The organism is Paenibacillus faecis, assembly GCF_008084145.1.
Lineage (GTDB): Bacteria > Bacillota > Bacilli > Paenibacillales > Paenibacillaceae > Fontibacillus > Fontibacillus faecis.
Genome location: NZ_VSDO01000001.1, coordinates 1274345 through 1290795 on the forward strand (window position 1 = coordinate 1274345; position 16451 = coordinate 1290795).

At 54.1% G+C, this 16451-nt stretch carries 16 protein-coding genes; 2 read left to right on the forward strand and 14 right to left on the reverse strand.

The annotated features are described in order from the left end of the window. Positions 1-21 precede the first annotated feature (21 nt). Positions 22-921, reverse strand: coding sequence for a formyltetrahydrofolate deformylase (purU, locus tag FRY98_RS05780; RefSeq protein ID WP_148450752.1), 900 nt, complete (start codon positions 919-921; stop codon positions 22-24). A 29-nt stretch (positions 922-950) separates the two neighbouring features. Beyond that, the gene (locus FRY98_RS05785; protein ID WP_148450753.1) at positions 951-2066 is read right to left on the reverse strand and encodes a deoxyribonuclease IV; all 1116 of its coding nucleotides are present in this window, start codon (positions 2064-2066) and stop codon (positions 951-953) included. A gap of 241 nt (positions 2067-2307) precedes the next feature. Between FRY98_RS05785 and FRY98_RS05790 the strand changes: the two genes are divergently transcribed. Both FRY98_RS05790 and FRY98_RS05795 read left to right on the forward strand, forming a co-directional pair. Beyond that, positions 2308-2778, forward strand: coding sequence for a DUF2621 domain-containing protein (locus FRY98_RS05790; RefSeq protein WP_148450754.1), 471 nt, complete (start codon positions 2308-2310; stop codon positions 2776-2778). A gap of 66 nt (positions 2779-2844) precedes the next feature. Next, complete coding sequence (locus FRY98_RS05795) at positions 2845-3756, forward strand: TIGR01777 family oxidoreductase (RefSeq protein WP_148450755.1); 912 nt, start codon at positions 2845-2847, stop codon at positions 3754-3756. Between the two features lie 63 nt (positions 3757-3819). Here FRY98_RS05795 and FRY98_RS05800 read toward each other — a convergent pair whose 3' ends face one another. The 12 genes from FRY98_RS05800 to FRY98_RS05855 all read right to left on the reverse strand — a co-directional run bounded on the left by FRY98_RS05800 (position 3820) and on the right by FRY98_RS05855 (position 16445). Further along, a complete protein-coding gene (locus tag FRY98_RS05800; RefSeq protein WP_148450756.1) occupies positions 3820-4854 on the reverse strand; it encodes a FecCD family ABC transporter permease in 1035 nt (344 codons plus the stop codon). Between the two features lie 2 nt (positions 4855-4856). Beyond that, a complete protein-coding gene (locus FRY98_RS05805; protein WP_148450757.1) occupies positions 4857-5894 on the reverse strand; it encodes a FecCD family ABC transporter permease in 1038 nt (345 codons plus the stop codon). A 121-nt stretch (positions 5895-6015) separates the two neighbouring features. Beyond that, complete coding sequence (locus FRY98_RS05810) at positions 6016-7647, reverse strand: DUF6382 domain-containing protein (protein WP_148450758.1); 1632 nt, start codon at positions 7645-7647, stop codon at positions 6016-6018. Between the two features lie 21 nt (positions 7648-7668). Beyond that, positions 7669-8178, reverse strand: coding sequence for an A24 family peptidase (locus FRY98_RS05815; protein WP_148450759.1), 510 nt, complete (start codon positions 8176-8178; stop codon positions 7669-7671). A 47-nt stretch (positions 8179-8225) separates the two neighbouring features. Continuing rightward, the gene (locus FRY98_RS05820) at positions 8226-9209 is read right to left on the reverse strand and encodes a TadE/TadG family type IV pilus assembly protein (RefSeq protein WP_148450760.1); all 984 of its coding nucleotides are present in this window, start codon (positions 9207-9209) and stop codon (positions 8226-8228) included. Next, positions 9175-11343: a hypothetical protein gene (locus FRY98_RS05825; RefSeq protein ID WP_225039515.1), complete on the reverse strand. Its 2169-nt coding sequence runs from the start codon at positions 11341-11343 to the stop codon at positions 9175-9177. Before FRY98_RS05825 ends, FRY98_RS05820 begins: the two co-directional genes overlap by 35 nt. A gap of 117 nt (positions 11344-11460) precedes the next feature. Further along, positions 11461-12111 (reverse strand): TadE/TadG family type IV pilus assembly protein, encoded by a 651-nt coding sequence (locus FRY98_RS05830; protein WP_148450762.1) that lies wholly within the window; start codon positions 12109-12111, stop codon positions 11461-11463. Position 12112: 1 nt separating this feature from the next. After that, a complete protein-coding gene (locus FRY98_RS05835) occupies positions 12113-12298 on the reverse strand; it encodes a Flp1 family type IVb pilin (RefSeq protein ID WP_170287055.1) in 186 nt (61 codons plus the stop codon). Between the two features lie 47 nt (positions 12299-12345). Next, positions 12346-13203, reverse strand: coding sequence for a type II secretion system F family protein (locus tag FRY98_RS05840; RefSeq protein WP_148451203.1), 858 nt, complete (start codon positions 13201-13203; stop codon positions 12346-12348). Positions 13204-13235: 32 nt separating this feature from the next. Beyond that, positions 13236-14045: a type II secretion system F family protein gene (locus FRY98_RS05845; RefSeq protein ID WP_225039504.1), complete on the reverse strand. Its 810-nt coding sequence runs from the start codon at positions 14043-14045 to the stop codon at positions 13236-13238. Then, on the reverse strand, positions 14042-15292 hold the full coding sequence (locus FRY98_RS05850; RefSeq protein WP_148451204.1) for a TadA family conjugal transfer-associated ATPase: 1251 nt from the start codon (positions 15290-15292) through the stop codon (positions 14042-14044). Before FRY98_RS05850 ends, FRY98_RS05845 begins: the two co-directional genes overlap by 4 nt. Continuing rightward, positions 15264-16445, reverse strand: a complete 1182-nt coding sequence (locus FRY98_RS05855; protein WP_225039505.1) for a CpaE/TadZ family protein — start codon at positions 16443-16445, stop codon at positions 15264-15266. Before FRY98_RS05855 ends, FRY98_RS05850 begins: the two co-directional genes overlap by 29 nt. Positions 16446-16451: the final 6 nt, after the last annotated feature.

Sequence of the window (16451 nt, forward strand, 5' to 3'; positions counted from 1 at the left end):
GCGCGGTGGAACAAGCGATATTTAATTAAAAACGACGGTTTTGTTCTGATGAACCAGAATGCGGTCCTCAATATGCCATTTCACCGCTCTTGCGAGCACTACGCGCTCGATCGTTCTTCCGATGCGCTTCAGCTCGCTCACATTGTCGCGGTGGCTGACCCGCTGGACGTCCTGCTCAATAATCGGCCCTCCGTCAAGCTCTTCGGTCACATAGTGAGCCGTCGCGCCGATAATTTTCACCCCGCGATCATAGGCTTGAGCATAAGGCTTCCCGCCGACGAAGGCCGGAAGGAAGGAATGATGAATGTTGATGATCCGGTTCCGGTACGGTTCGATCAAAGCGGGCGATACGATCTGCATGTATCTGGCCAGTACGATCAGATCCACTTTGCCGTTGACGAGTTCCAGCTGCTTTCGTTCCGCTTCCTTCTTCGTTTCCGGCGTCACCGGAATATGGTGGTACGGAATTCCGAAAGATTCAACGTACTCCTTCATGTCCGGATGGTTGCTGACGACCATGGAAATTTCGGCATCCAGGTCCCCCGCCTGCCACTGCCACAGAAGCTCGACCAGACAATGGTCTTCCTTGGACACGAAGATCGCCAGCTTCTTCTTGCGGCTTAGCTGGTACAGGTTCCATTGCATGTCGAACTTGTCGGCGATCGCCGCGAAGTCCTCCTGGAGACCGGCTGCCCGCTCCTCCAGCTGATCGAGGTCAAACTCGATGCGCATAAAAAACATGCCACCCTCCGGATCCATCGTATACTGATCCGATTGAACGATATTCGCGCCGTGCTCATGAAGAAAACGCGATACGGCCGATACGATACCCGGTCCGTCCGGACAAGAGATCAGCATCCGGGCGCGGTTGCTTTCGTAAGGTTTGGCGGGGCGGCCGCCGGTTTTGATATGAGTTTCCATCTTTCCTTTGCATCCCCCTGTAGTCGTTGTTATCCTTTAGCGGTTGCGAGCCAAGCCACCAGACGCTGGTTGATCTGTTCCTCATTATATTCCGGAAACAGATCGGCTGCCGTCACGAGATCGTAAAGCCGTTCCAACGGCTCACGCGGGTCCGCCTTTTTCGCTTTGGCATCGCTCTTCAGCAAATTCCAGGTGTCCAGCACGAACGCGCGCGGATGAATTTCCTGACCGGCAAAGAACGCGCTAAGCTGCTCCACCTCGGTCAAGATGCCCTCGCCGAAACGCCCGGCTAAATCCCCGCGCAGCAAGGCGATCTCAATCTCGTACATCGGGCGCTGGGTTTTGGGATCCTTGCCCACCCACGGCGTTTCGAGGATAAAAGGACGTCCTTGCAGCGCCTCGTGGTGAACGACGCGGTGGATCGCTTCAAAACCGATCCAGCCGCTGCCGATCGGGGTATGGCGGTCCTTGCGCGAGCCGATCGGATTTTTGCTGTCATTGATGTGCACGACCGCAAGCCGATCCAGACCGATCAGGTCGTCGAACTGGCGGAGCACGCCATCAAGATCGTTGACGATATCATATCCGGCATCATGGATATGGCAGGTGTCCATACAGATCGTCAACCGCTCATTATGCTGCACCTTGTCGATGATCGCCGCGATCTCCTCAAAACTGCGGCCGACCTCCGTTCCCTTTCCGGCCATCGTTTCCAACGCGATATTGACCTCGGTTTCATCGGTACCGTTCAGCACCTGGTTCAGGCCTTCCGCGATCCGTTCGACGCCGTATTCCGCATCTTTATCGGTAAACGCGCCGGGGTGAAGGACGATGTTCCTCACGCCCAGGGCATGGGTCCGCCGGATTTCCTCCTGCAAAAAATCCACCGCGAGCTGATACGTATTGGACTTATACGAGCCTAAATTGATGATGTATGGAGCGTGGACGACGATCTCGTCGATCCCCGCCGTAGCCATCGCCGCCTTGCCGTCCTCGATATGCATCGATTCGATCGGTTTGCGGCGCGTATTTTGCGGTGCGCCGGTATATATCATGAACGAGCTGGAGCCGTAGGAAGCGGCCTCCGAAGTTGCGCTTAAGAGCCCTTTGTCCGAAAACGAAACATGGGAGCCAATTTTAAGCATTTTTTCTTCCCCCTTTTGGACAGTAAATCGCTAAACATCCCTATTTTATCTTGAATAGCAAAATAAAGCTAGGCCAAGCCTTCAACCCGAGCATGAAATCTATCATTATGCAAAAAAGGTTCCTCCTGTTCCTTCCGTAGATTTTCGGCGGGGTCAAGGAGTCTCGTCATAAACTTGAAAATACGTTATAATTTTTATCAACGAGAAAAATCACAGTTAGAATATCGAGGTGATTGTACCCATGCCCTATCAGGCCCTGCTGCTTCCGCTATCCTCGGGAGGACCAAGTAACCTGTTTTTGAATACGATCGTTTTTTGGGGCTTTGTGCTGCTTGGCATGATGACGATCGGCGGATTTTTTATGTTCCGGAAATTTTTGAAAGTGCTTCCCAAGGCGGACGGCATGTCCAAGCTGGACTGGCAAAACCACTGGGTCGAAAAAAGCCGCCATCTTTGGGGGGACGATGCCAAGGCTTTTCTTAATCTATTGGTGCAGCCTGTGCCCGGTCCTTTCCGCGATATCGCCAAGCATTCGATCGCGGCGGAAATCGGCCGTATCGCCCTGGAGGAAGGAGCCACCGAAGTGACCCGGGATCATTGCATCAAGGGGTATATTACGGCGACGCCAAAGCGGGACAACAAGTTTCTGATTCAGTTTCTGGAGAAAAATCAAATTGATTACCGGCCATATCGGCATTTAATGAACAAATAGGTTTCGAAAAACGGCATCCGGTCCTGACTATCGCAGGTCCGGACTTTTTCTTAAGGAGGGATTTCCGTGAAGATCGCTATCTTTGGCGGAACGGGGTTTATCGGCAGGGCTCTAGCGGCCTATTTGGTAAGAGAGGGAAGCGAAGTCGTCGTCGTTTCCAGAAAAAGCGGAAACCGTGGATCCCATTCCGTCGCGTCCGGACTGATCCATTGTACATGGAGCGAGCTGGAACGCGATCTTTCTCCGTTAAGCGATGTTCAAGCCATCGTTAATTTGGCGGGCGCTTCACTCAACCAAAGATGGACCCCGAAAGCCAGGCGGATCATCCTGGAGTCGCGGTTGACGACAACCCGAAAGGTCGCTCAGTTTGCGGCAGCGTTAAGTCCAGGACCCGAGGTCGTCGTCCAGGCCTCCGCCGTCGGAATTTACGGCACCTCACTTACCGGAGAATTTACGGAAGCGGCCCAGCGTACGGAAGGGAACGGAGATTTTCTATGGGAGGTGACGGAGCGGTGGGAGGCGGCCGCGAAGCAAGGCTTCCCGGACCGCCGCCTCATCCTGCTGCGTACGGGAGTCGTTCTCGGCAACGACGGCGGCGCTTATCCGCTGATGCGGCTTCCCTTTCGTCTCGGCTTAGGCGGAAAGGTCGGTACCGGTCGGCAATGGGTCCCTTGGATTCACTTAAACGATCTGATCCGCTTGATAGACTTCTGCCTTAAGAATCCGGCGATGGCCGGTCCCGTTAATGCGGTCAGTCCGTTTCCCGTGACCAATGAGCAATTCAGCGCCGTATTGGGACGGGTTCACCGAACCCCCAGCTGGTTTCCCGTCCCCGCTTTCCTCCTGAAACTGCTGCTTGGCGACAGATCCATGCTGCTGTTGGAAGGCCAGAAAGTGATTCCGGCGGCCGCGCTCGAAGCCGGATTTCAATTCATTCACCCCGGGTTGCAGGAGGCTTTGGCCGATCTGCACGCCTAAAAAAAGCCGTCCGCGCTTGCAGCGGACGGCTTTTTTCCAGGATGTCGCGACTCTCCCAACCTCTCAATTCTTCGATTTCGCGAGCAAATACAAGAAGTAAGGGGCTCCGATGATCGCTACGACAATGCCCGTCGGAATTTCCGTCGGCTGGAGTACCCATCTGCCCAGCGTGTCGCCGACGATGACCAGAAGCCCGCCGGCCAAGGCGGAGGCCGGAATCAAAAACTCGTGTTTCGGGCCAACCAGCCGCCTCGCCAAATGCGGGGCGATCAGCCCGACAAAGGAAATCCCTCCGCCTACGGCGACGGAAGCTCCGGTCAAGCCGACGGCCGCGGCCAACAGCCCAAGCCGGGACCGCTCGATTTGCGTACCGAGTCCCGTTGCCGTCTGATCCCCCAAACTAAGCACATTGAGCGCCCGTGCTTTCATAAATACATAGGGAATCAGAATGAAGATCCACGGAAGCAGCGCCAGAACATACTTCCAAGAAGTGCCCCAGATGCTTCCTACCAGCCAAACCTGCAGCAGTTGGAAGTTTTCCGGACGAAGCCTGAGCTGGAGAATGATCATCGCCGCATTAATGCCGGCGGCCACGGCGATTCCCACCAACACCATCCGAATCGGCTGAAGTCCGTAATTTTTTTTGTAAGAGAGCACATAGATCAGGACCGCCGCCGACGCGGCTCCCAAAAGGGCGAGAACCGGCATCAGAAATACCGGCGCCGCCGCCGTCGTAGGGTAGAACGAAATAAACAAGGCAACGGCCAAACCGGCACCCGCATTGATGCCGAGAACGCCGGGATCGGCCAACGGGTTGCGGGAGATTCCCTGGAAAATACAACCGGACACCGCCATTCCCATCCCGATCAGAACGGAGATGACAATGCGCGGAAGCCTGAAATCATAGAGAATCAACTCCTGTTTTTCCGTCCCCATACCAAACAAGGTCCGGAACACGTCGCCTGGCGAAAGCCGTATATATCCCGTGTTCATGCTGATGACAAAAACAATTAGAATCAATACAGCGAATAGCAGGATAAACCCGTACGATCTCGCCGCTTTCCTCCGCAAATGAGCGCTATAATCCGGTCCGTTCATAATTAATCGAGCCCTCCTTTCTGCTTCATCGCTAGATAAAGGAAGAAAGGAACTCCGATGACGGCGATGAGCGCACCGATCGGCACCTCATGGGGCGGATTAACCATCCGCGCCAAAATATCCGCAAAGACCATCAGCAAGCTGCCCAAGACCGCGGAAGACGGGACGACCCAGCGATAATCGACGCCCACCAAAAACCGGGTGACATGAGGGACCATCAAACCGACGAAACCGATGGCTCCGACAAGCGAAACGGCGCTTCCCGCCAAAATCAGTACGAAGACCATGCTGAGCGCTTTGATCAGCCCCGTCCTCTGCCCCAGTCCGGTAGCCACTTCCTCACCCAGACTAAGCAGGGTGATTGACTTGGAAAGAGAGAGCGCCCCGACCAAACCGACAGCAACGCCTACGGCGACGAATTTCAATTGCTCCCAGGTCGTCCCGGTGACCGCGCCGGCGTACCAAAACGCCAGATCCTGGCCGACCTTGAAATACAAGGCGATCCCTTCGCTGATCGCAACGAGCAGCATACTCACAGCAGCCCCCGCCAGGGTAAGTCTGACCGGAGTCATGCCGCCTTTCGAGAGGAAGCCGATACCGAATACGAGACCCGCCCCGGCCGCCGCACCGATGAAAGAATACAACATCATCAGAAGAAACGGCGTCCCCGGGACAAGCGCGAAACAAATCGCCAACGCAAGTCCCGCACCGGAGTTCAGTCCGAGCAGCCCGGAATCGGCCATCGGGTTTCTTGTCATTCCCTGCATAATCGCTCCCGCGACCGCAAGCGCCGCGCCGATCAGTGCCGCGGCTACCGCGCGGGGAAGGCGCATGTCGAGAATGATTTGATGCTCGGTCCGCCCGGCGTCGAAATGAAACAGAGCTTCCCATACCGTCGAGAGCCTGATATCGGCGGCTCCGACGGAAATGGACAAGCCGATGGCGAAAGCGAGCAATATAACGCCGCCGATCAAAATCAGACTGGCCGCAAGCGGCCGGGAACGGCGGTTTGCTTTTGTAGCTTGGGTTGTGGCTGCCATGAATTAATCCATCCTTTTGACAAGTTGACAGTAGTAAGACATAAAGCAATTATAAACCAAAACAATGTAATTGAGAATGATTCTCGATCATTATACACCCTTTTGGTCGGATTATCTACGGTCAATCCAAATTAGCCCCCAAGCCCCGCTGGCGCAAAATGTATGTGCAATCGGCAATGGTAAACGAATCCCCCGGATTCATGGGGTAGCTCTTATACGGGGCGATCGGTTCTCCCCGGAGCACCGTTCCGTTTCGCGAACCCAGGTCTTTTAACGAGCACCCCTCCTCCAGTACCATCAGTTCCGCATGAGCGCGGGAGACCCCCGGCGTGACGTCCACATATTGGCATATCTCCTCAGAACGCCCGATCACGAAGCTGCCTTTGCGGAGGGTGATAATTTCCGGGTTAGATTCCGCTGCTTGCTCCGTTTGCCGACGCTCCAGGGTAAATCTCGCAGTCGAAGAAGATAGCTTCTCCGGCACCGCCGCTTCCCTGAGCAGCACCGTGCGCTGCTCAGGCAAAGGAGGTGACGGGACGGCCGGACCTGACTCCTGCGGTTCAAGAACGCTTCCATGCCAAATGTTGAACGCCTGGTTTGAGGCGGTTTGGTTTGAAGCAGCTTGATTCAAAGGAGGAGTGCTGCCAAGTTCGGAACCGGATGGATGATCCCAGCGCCAGCTTTGTTTCCAGGACGAATCCTCGTTATCCTCGTCTGCTTGTTCCGCCATTTCATTCTTGTTAGCATCGCCCACCTTCAATGGTCGGCTTCCAAGCAGCAGAGACCATCGCCCTCGTAATATTAGCAAGGCCGCCGCTATTAGCAATACCGTTAAGGCAAGACATATGCTTCTGTTCAAGCTGCCGGGATGATCGAAGTAAATCAGCTTCCACAGGAGAGCAGCCGCCAGCACCGTCCCGCCAAAAATATAGGTGTAGACCCGAGAAGATGCCGACGATTGCGAAATCCGCCCCCCCGGTTCCGATGCGCCGGGAAAAGCCGAGCAAACTTCTTCCCCGTAAATGTCGGAGATCGATGTATATAAATCGCCGGCGGAAGCAGGAACATCTTGCTCGGGCACATATTCCTTGATTGTGGCGGCGGAAGAACGCGAATCCGGGCGGCAGGGAAGTTTCTCCGGGCCATGATAGCCCGTTCCGCCTGCCGAGGCGGGTTCCTCCCCCGCCATCAGACGGACCAGCAGCTTCTTAAACTCGGACAATGAAAAAAGCTCGTCCGAACAAAGGCGGAGCAGTTGTTGAATTCCTTCACCCTCCATCGTTGAAACCGACGTAATCAACCTGGTGATCAGTCCGATCAATGCTCCCGAAAGCGATTCGGCCGAGAGCGTCTCTGTAAAAGGCAAGTATGTAAAATAGAGAATTCCGGAGGATAAGGGCTCCTCGACAAATATAAAATCTACATCCAGGTAAAAATTAAGCGGCGTCAGCATAAATTGCTTACAGTCATCCAGCGCTTCAGCGATTTGCATCAGCAAACCGTAGAGTTCAGGCATCGTGATCTTTTCTTGCTTCAAGCATTGGGACAGCATGCGCTTGCCGGTGATCTCATAATGCAGACTGACCTCAAAATCGACTTCCCTGACATCCAGGCGCAGTAAATTCGGGATGGAAACCGATGAGAGCATGCTCCGCTGAACCCGGTTGAACTGCCTCGAATGGAGGCCGCCCTTAGCGCCCAACACCATGTAGGTTCCGCCGTTTCTAATAAAATCGGCCGTCAATTCCGGCATCGTCCTATGTCCTCCCTCCCGCTAGGATAGATAAATTACCGCCTGGATCGCTGCGGGAAGAACCGCAAGCATAAACGGAAATTGCAGCTGGTTCTTCAATCCCGACCGGACGGGAGCCCAGCTCTTCAGCAGGACAGCGCCCAGAAAGTTCCGCAGAATACCGCGTATCCGGGCAAATACTTCCCGCCGCAAAATCAAGATGATCACCCCGATTAAACCGGCGCAAAGGATGGAATATACTATAATATGCAATGTCATCTGAGCTCCGGTCCATGCGCCGATTCCCGCGAACAGCTTTACGTCGCCCCCGCCAATCGCGCCGAAGCAATACAGCACCAGCATTAGGACAAACCCTATGGCCGCCCCTCTCAAAGCGAACAGAGCGCCTCCCCATCCTTCATCGAGGAGATGCCACAGCAACCCGGCCAAGACGCCGGATATCGTCAAGGCGTTCGGTATTTTCATGGATCTCAGGTCCGTTAAAAAGGCGGCCCCCAATAAAATAAAAACCCCTACATACTCCCCAGCCATATTCCCCAATCCCCCTGCGAAGGCAAATGATTTCCCGTCGAACCGGATTATGGGCTTTCGACATTAAACTGTGCGGTTGTTTTGAGTCCGCCTTCCGTTTCTATCTCCAGCGTCCATGTACCCGGTGTCGTATTTCCGCCAACAAGCCATTCCCATTCCACAATTCCGTCATTTCCGGCGGTTGCGGTTCCCAAATACTTGGCTTTACTGACCCCACTTTTGTAATAAACTGTAAGTCTGGCTTCCGTTCCCGGTTCTATAAGGGCCTTCACACGAGTCCGGTGACCCGCGTAGGCGGGTTCGGGTTTGGATAAAATGGAGGCGGGTTTCCCTTGGCCCGATTCGCCTTCCCCCTCCTCCTTGCCTTTTTGCTCCCCGGTATCTCCGATCCACAGCCGCTCTTCCGCCCTCGTCCGGAGTAAAATCCGTCGCCCGGTTAAAGGAACCTTGATCGGAAGTTCGTAGCTGATTTCGAGGCCGAAATAAGGATTTCTGCCTGTCTTCAAATCAGGGACCGTGACCCGGTGAACATGGAGCCGTTCTTCCTTCAGCCAAGTCCCCTTTAAAAAAGGACGCAGCATCGGTTTCAACGCCGGATCGAGAACTTGTTCGGACAGACTGTCCCTCACCTCTTGCAAAGGCTCGTCCCCCCGGTTCGCCGCAGACTGAACCCAACCGGAGAAGGGCGGCGGCAGCTTGGAGGCGTATTCGCCCGCCCACCCGGACAAAGATAATTCCGGCATCCTCCAACCGTCCGACCGAGATTCAACTTCATGTCCGTTCGCCCCTTCCCCCGCCGTTGATTTGGAGAACGCCAACGCCACAGGATACATATGAGCGGAGACCTGCCTTACCGCATTGGCGGCAACGGCTTGCATCTGTGTGGAGATCAGGGTCATCTGAACCATGTATATGAACAGGAAGATAACCATGACAAACAGGGGCATGACCAAGGAAGCCTCGAGTACAATGCTGCCCTTCGTCCCAGGCTGTTCATTAATAAGAGAAATCCGCTTGTTTGCTCGCGACATATCGGCTTCCTTCCACCCTTCCCGAGAGAACCCCCGCCGAACTCATCGCCTTGGCAACCCCCGGCAAAAACCAGAGCGGAGAGGAGACGTTGACGCTTCCTTTTAAATACGTAGCCCGTTCCTCGGTCGCAATCCCCGTATTCATCCGAATGACGGCCAGCATCCGGGACAGCCTGTTCCCGTTCCGGCCGTGAACCAATAAGAATAGACGTAGATGGTCCCTGTAGGAAAATTGAACCTTTAAATAATCGCTTAGCTCAAGACTGCCTTTTTGGGTCAGATCCATGAGGTCTTTTATAGCATTCTCCACCCCGTAAAGGAGAGCGGATGCCAAAATCAGCAGCGGATTTCCTTTGGAGGCGTTTTTGACCAATCCTTCCATCGTCCTGATCGCCAGCCGTAGCGTGAAAATTTCCCCGTAGGCCGCTGCGAGATTTCCCGCCGGATTATGAAATCCGTACAATATATACTCCACTTCCTGACGGTCCGCCGTAAAGGCAGCGGAAATCACCCCTTCTTTTCCCGCGCCCCCTTTCTTCAACAGTCCCTTGAGCGAACTGACATCAAAGAATCGGAAATAGCTTGCAATATATTCGGTTTGGAAGCAGTTGTCCGTCATCCCCTGCAGTAATCCGGAAAATCCTCCATAAAGCGAATCCATTCCCTCCATGGCTTCACCCCCCGCTTCATACGGATCTGCCCCCGGATCTGCGTCTTTCCCCCCTTTGGCCGAATCGGAATGGCTGTTCACTTCCCGGTTAGCGTGGAAATAGGCTTCTAATTGGTCAAACTGCTTTTGCTCCTCTTTAAGCTTTTCTTTCAACCCGGAAATTTGTCCAATCAGATTACCAGCTTCCTTTAGCTTGGTCGCGGCTTTCTTCTCGGTCGCTTTCCGTTCAGCGTCCGAGGAACGGTGATCCCCCAGCTTCCTTCGGTTTTGCTCCAGCAGATTTCCCGCTCCGGAGTCCACGTAATTCCGTGCATACCCGCCCACTTCCGATCGCATCCGCTCTAGGTTCGAAAATAATCCGCCCTCCGAGCAAGCCGCCGCTAAAACGGAGCCCTCCACGGCCAAAAACGAAGAAACGGCGGCATCCGTTTTTGCATAATCAGCGGCTTGCCGCGAAATATCATGTTCAAAGTCGGTGAACAACTCCTCCGGGAGGATCAGTTCCGGACTTCTCCGGCGGATCTGATCGATTTGCTCCCCGCCGGACAACATATCGTTACCGCCCGTGCTTTCCGCATGGGCCATCGCATTATAGCCGTTCTGAGCGGGCCGTTCCTCCGCCTCTTTGATGATCCGTTTCATCTCTGCATTGATTTCCCTAGCCTCATTCAAAAGCCGTTTCGCCTCCGGCAGCAGTTCCCGATGAAGTTGCCCCGCCTCCCTATTGCCATCCCTTAAGCGATCGAACACCCTTGAAGCCCCCGAGCGATATCTGCCGATTTCCAGGGTATACATCTTTTCCAGCGGCTCTCTGTCACGGTCCTCCTCCAATTTACGGGCGTACTCTCCGTACTGGGCCGCCACATCCGCTGCGGTGGAGATATCCTCCGGCTCTCCGTCTCCGGCCGAACCGCCCGCCCTCGGTACCCAAATCCCGAATTTTTCGACCTGGACGCTAGCCCTTGTTTGTTTATCCAGCATATCGTCCAGCTTCGCTTCCCGGCGTTCATAGAGCTTCTGCAGCTTCCCGAGCAAGTCGACCGTGTTGGAGGCCTCCTTCATCATCCCGGACATCGGTTTGAAGCGGTTGACGATCTCGATCGTAAAATCGATCGGCGCTTTGTATTTCATCTGCTCCCTGATTTGCTGTTCAAATACCGCATAAGTCCCCAGCGGACGCAGAAGCTCAACGGAAGACGAATCGAGCTCGGCGTTTACAATCGGCAAGCTTTCGCTCGAGTTCAACGTGTCAAATTGCGTCTGGAGCACCTTGGACATCAAGTAATTGGCATCCGTTTCCCCGAAAGCAAACAAACCGTACTTCTCAAGCAATTGCGGATCATAAGTCGACATAACAGAACGGGAAGCGGCATGGGCCAGCATCTCCGCTTTTGCTTGGAGGGCGGAAATGCGGGCAAAATCCACAAAAATGGAAACAAAGGCAAACACGACGGCAAAAATCATAATCAAAAATACCGAAACGGCTCCCCGTTCCCCACGCTCGCGATTAAAAAAACTTATATCTACCGTCCCCTCTCACCAGCTTTAATCGCAAATCAACATCTTTCAGATTTAAAGCCGCTACTTTCCGAACAACGCAAGCGCTTTTCCCGCCTCTTGCTTGTCCATACCGCCGCCCTTAAATTTGGCTCCGTAATATCCAGCCAGATTAACGCTGCGAATCCACTCCACGGGATCGACGATATAAGCTTCCGCCAAGGCGTCTTGAGTGATATCCCCAACGGCCTTTTCAAGCGGGGCCAGCGGGGAGAAGCGATGCAAGGTCACGCCGACTTTTCGCAGCAAAAGCTTGTTATCGTAGGTAATCCCGCCTTTCATTTCCGGGGGAATGTTCTGTCCGACCCGATTGAGTTTTCTTAAAGGCAAAGCACCTTCCTCGTTTTCTCCGTTTACGGGAAGTGCGGCAAGAACTTCCGTGTTTTGGCCGGTAATACCGAAGATAGTCTGCAGCATCCCGTCATCGGTCAACCTCCAATACAGCGGGTCATAGCTTCCTTCCTCAAATGCGCCGGTCTCCGGCTTTCGATGGCTATTATCCCAGACATAGGCGTTGCGTTCCGCCGCAACCGCCGCGACTTGACCGAGCATTGCGCGTTGATAAAGAAACATGCAGAAAAATATCAGGATAAGCAATGTGGTTAAAATAACCGGGAGAACAAGGGAAGCTTCAAGGGTAAAACTCCCTTTTTGATTTTGCAGCAGCCGCCGCATTTCACTGTCCGTCCATAAAATTTTCCGTTTTTGATTTGGCCTTGCCAAGCAGACTCGTGACGATTTCCTTAAGCTGGGTCCGAAAAATAATCGCAATTATTACGATGACCGCGATGATCAAAATCATCTCCAGCATGCCAAGCCCCTCGTCATTGCGCCAAAACCCCTTCAATTTTTCGTTCACCATAGCCAACACCGGCATCACTCCCCATTACATATATTCAAATGTCCTCGCTACAAATCCATAATCATAAAGGCCGGAGCCCCCACTAAAATAATCACGACAACAAACAGCAACACCATGGGAAAAACGAGTTTGGAAGAGGCCTGCTCTCCGAGCGTTTTGCTCACCGCCTTTCTTTTTTCCCAAAGAGAGTGGGACAAATCGCGCAAAGCCAGTACAAAATCGTTGCCACCACGGCGAAAATTGAGCAGTACAGCGGTTGTAAAGACGGACACCTCCTGAATGCCGCATCGTTTGCTGAAGCCTTCCATCGCATGCTGAAACGAATCGCCGCTTTCCCACTCCCTCTGCATTTGCAGCAGTTCGCGATACAGCGGGTGGCTTTGTTCTTCCTTCCTTCGTTCCAAGCAATGCTTAATCGCCTGCTGGACGGTAGATCCGGCTCCAACCAGCAAGATCAACTGGTTCAAAAACTCGGGCAGTTCGAGCAGTACCTCTCTTTCGCGCCGGACTACCTTGCGATGCAGATCATTGATCAAGGCCGCCGGAAGCAGCACAGCCAGGATTCCCCCCAACAATAGCCCGCTCCCATCGCCTCCCATGAGCAAGGTCATCAAACTGCCGAGCGTCATCAACAACCAGCTGTAAGAGAGCATTTCCGCCAGAAAAAGACGGGCCAAATCACCGCCCCTTCGATCCCCGGCAAGCTTCTGGACCGTACGTTGAATTTTGAAAAGGAAGAAAGGCACCCTCTGGGATAATTTCAGCTTCTCCAGCAAAAACAGCATGGGAGGGGCTATCTTTTGCAGCCGGATTCCCTCCATGACAAGCCCGTTGTATGCTTCGTATCTTCCTTTGGATTTAAGGTACAAGCTCCCCCACAAACCGAGCAGGGACACTAACAACATTCCTCCCAGGAGCTTCAAAAAGCCACTACCTCCTAGATGCGGATGTCCATAATTTTAAGTATCAGCCATGAACAAGCCACAAAAATCAACAGGGCGACGGCAGAAATCAGCAGCCCTACCCCACTGTGCAAAGGCCTCATGTAATCCGGTGATGTCAAGTCCATGAACATCAAAAAGAGTACGGGGGCCGCGAGCATCGCTTTCGCCTCAAAACGTTTCTGAGCGATCATAACCGCGATCTCCTGACTGATTTCAAGCTTCTCGCTGATAATGGCGGAAGTCCGCCTTACGATTTCCACCAAATCTCCTCCAGTGCGTTTGCTTGTGGTAAAAACATCGGCAAAATTGCTGATATCCTCGATGCCTGCCCGCCTGCTGAAATCCTGTAGCGCTTCTTCGATCGGCTGCCCGTATTCCAGACGGGTACATATGATGGCCAGTTCGGCAATCAGATCATTACTACCGTCGGGATAGAGCAGTTTCAAATCGGCGATGGCTTCCCGAAAGCCGTTTTCCACGGAACGCCCGGCCGCCAGCGACGAGGACAAGGAGTACAAAGCCTGCTTGAAATGCAAGCCAAGCTTTTCCCGTCTCCTTCGCAGCAGGTATTTGCTCAAATGTTTAGGCAGAAAAAACGTTCCTCCCGACAGCAGCATAGAGATCGTTACGGAATGGAAGAAAACAAAGCCAATGCCGAATAATCCGACCCCTCCTAACAGCAGGCAGCTCCATTTCTGGCGAACGGACAATACGTAAACGCGATAATCCGTAAGCGGACGGTTTACCCTGTCCGGTTCTTGCCGGTTAGATCTCGGCGGTCCGCCGCTTATCCGCTCCTTCACCCGCCTCCCCCCTTTTTTTCCTCCGTCCATTCCCGGTTGAATCCGGCCATAGCCAGTTTCTCTCCATGCAGAAGACGATTTCCCGTCCTTTCCAGCCGGCCGATGATCTTTCCCTCATTCTCCCCATGCTCGCAAAACTGATATAACCGGTTAAGCATCACCTCCCCATCTTTCATGCCGATCACCTCCGAAATTTCGGTCACGCGTCTCGAACGGTCCCGAAGTCTTGCTAAATGAATGAAAATATCGATTGCCGAGGCAATCTGCTGCCTCACCACGGCGATCGGCAGATCCGCTCCGCTGAGCACCATCGTCTCCAAACGGCTGATCATGTCGGCCGTACTGTTGGCGTGACCTGTTGAAAGGGAGCCGTCATGTCCCGTATTCATCGCCTGCAGCATATCCAGCGCCTCCCGGCCGCGGACCTCCCCGACGATTATCCGGTTCGGACGCATGCGTAAAGAGGAGCGGATCAAGTCCCTCACCGTAATTTCGCCTCTGCCCTCCGTATTGGCGTTTCGCGTCTCCAGCGAAACCAGATTGGGTACGGTGACGATTTGCAGTTCGGCGGAATCCTCGATCGTAATCACCCGTTCATCCGAGGGGATGTATTGCGACAATGCGTTTAGGAAAGTCGTTTTGCCTGACCCCGTCCCCCCGCTGATAAAAATGTTGTATTTGCTCTTCACAAGCGTTTGCACCCATTCGGCGGCCTCTTGTCCGAGCGCCCCCCTCTGGACCAGATCCCGCATCGTCATCGGATGCTCGGGAAATTTACGGATGGTCATCGTCGGCCCTTTCAACGCGATCGGCGGCAGAACGATATTGACGCGTGAACCGTCCTTAAGCCTTGCGTCGACAATAGGGGAAGACTCGTTCACCACCCGATTGACGCCGGATACGATCGTCTGGATGATGTCTTCCAAGCGCTCCCTGGATTCGAACCGAGCCGGCAGACGGAGCACCTTTCCATCTTTTTCGACAAAAACCTCATCATGCCCGTTGATCATGATCTCCGTAATGCTCCGGTCGTCGACGAGCGGCTGTAGAACGTCCAGCCCCCGGAAGGAATCGTACAACCGTCGTACCCATTTCCGCTTCTCCGCCGCCGTCAGGCCGGCTATCCGCGATTCCTCAAGCACTCGCCGCTCGATGTAAGCCATCAATTGTTCGTCCTCCAGCGTGGAGGTAACATCCAAACCCGAGCGAATTTCCCCTCTAAGCACGGTAAAAAGATCTCCCTGAATCAAAGCGCTCCTCTCCTCCCTTCCCGGAATCCGCCTTTCGGCCGCTCAGCATCCGGATAAGTTTCATCACCTCCCGCTGGTATATCGGGGAATGCATGATTCCACCCTGCCGGTTCCCCTGGGTCCAAGCCGGGATCAAGGGGAGAAAGGCCGCAATTTGAATGCCTTTCTCCTGAGTCAAAGCCTGGACCTCACCCGAAATCCGATTGGCCGCAAACATCGTTTTGGACATGACCGCGTTAAACAGGGCGGGTCGTGCTTTCTCCAGATGTGCGAGCCAAGCGCCCGTTTTCCTGATGGCTCCCCAATCGTCCGCGACCATCCAGACCAATTTGTCGCATTTCTCCATCACCGTTTCCGTTCGTTCGTGCGGAAAAGAATCGGTATCGACGAGCACAACATCATAAAGGCCGCTTCCGGCGATGAACTCCATTAATGCGGCGGCCTCCCTTCTGCCAATCTCCATGAGTTCATCCAGATTATCGAGCGGTGCAAACGTGTCGCCATGAAGAACCGGGTGGCGGAGGCAGTAAGCGGTGACCGGGAGTTTGGGCACCGCCTGTCGCTCTTCCCCGGCTTTCAGATCATAAAGAAGGCGTGCCAGTCCGGCGTTTGCCTCCGCGCTTGCCGCTCCTCTTCCCGGGGCGGATAAGTCCCCGCTTTGAATCGTCTCCAAATTCAGATAGAAAACCCGTTTACCTTCCGAAGCCAAATGCCGGACCAGGTGGAGTGCCAGCGTGGTCTTCCCGCAGCCGCCTACGGCACCCGTTACTCCGTAAACTCGTGATCTTCCCTCCGGGGCGGCAGTTCCCTCACGCTTCCCCCGAACATGCTCGAAAACGGCGGAAAGCAGCAAAGGGAGCGGTTGATATTTGTACAAAGATCCATTGACCGCCTCGGCTTGTTCATCCTCACAAAGACGGATGCAGGTTATTCTCTCCCCGGAGTCATGGCGGACCGCTTCGAAAAAGGCGGTTTCCCCAAGAACAGCGTCAACCTGACCTCCGTACTGTTCCATATATTGCGCAAACGCCTCCGTCCGGCTGAACGCGGTGACTGAAAATCCCCGGTCAAACTCCCCGCTGCGGGCAAAATGAAGAAAAGGCTCGATATATTGCTCATCTTGAACGGCTAGCACAAGCCTTAAAGGCACCAAGCA

What these genes read in the sequence shown, in the direction of transcription:
- purU (WP_148450752.1), bottom strand. Translation starts at nt 921, where the DNA reads ATGGAAACTCATATCAAAACCGGCGGCCGCCCCGCCAAACCTTACGAA.
- FRY98_RS05785 (WP_148450753.1), bottom strand. Translation starts at nt 2,066, where the DNA reads ATGCTTAAAATTGGCTCCCATGTTTCGTTTTCGGACAAAGGGCTCTTA.
- FRY98_RS05790 (WP_148450754.1), top strand. Translation starts at nt 2,308, where the DNA reads ATGCCCTATCAGGCCCTGCTGCTTCCGCTATCCTCGGGAGGACCAAGT.
- FRY98_RS05800 (WP_148450756.1), bottom strand. Translation starts at nt 4,854, where the DNA reads ATGAACGGACCGGATTATAGCGCTCATTTGCGGAGGAAAGCGGCGAGA.
- FRY98_RS05805 (WP_148450757.1), bottom strand. Translation starts at nt 5,894, where the DNA reads ATGGCAGCCACAACCCAAGCTACAAAAGCAAACCGCCGTTCCCGGCCG.
- FRY98_RS05810 (WP_148450758.1), bottom strand. Translation starts at nt 7,647, where the DNA reads ATGCCGGAATTGACGGCCGATTTTATTAGAAACGGCGGAACCTACATG.
- FRY98_RS05815 (WP_148450759.1), bottom strand. Translation starts at nt 8,178, where the DNA reads ATGGCTGGGGAGTATGTAGGGGTTTTTATTTTATTGGGGGCCGCCTTT.
- FRY98_RS05820 (WP_148450760.1), bottom strand. Translation starts at nt 9,209, where the DNA reads ATGTCGCGAGCAAACAAGCGGATTTCTCTTATTAATGAACAGCCTGGG.
- FRY98_RS05825 (WP_225039515.1), bottom strand. Translation starts at nt 11,343, where the DNA reads ATGATTTTTGCCGTCGTGTTTGCCTTTGTTTCCATTTTTGTGGATTTT.
- FRY98_RS05830 (WP_148450762.1), bottom strand. Translation starts at nt 12,111, where the DNA reads ATGCGGCGGCTGCTGCAAAATCAAAAAGGGAGTTTTACCCTTGAAGCT.
- FRY98_RS05835 (WP_170287055.1), bottom strand. Translation starts at nt 12,298, where the DNA reads ATGGTGAACGAAAAATTGAAGGGGTTTTGGCGCAATGACGAGGGGCTT.
- FRY98_RS05840 (WP_148451203.1), bottom strand. Translation starts at nt 13,203, where the DNA reads ATGTTGTTAGTGTCCCTGCTCGGTTTGTGGGGGAGCTTGTACCTTAAA.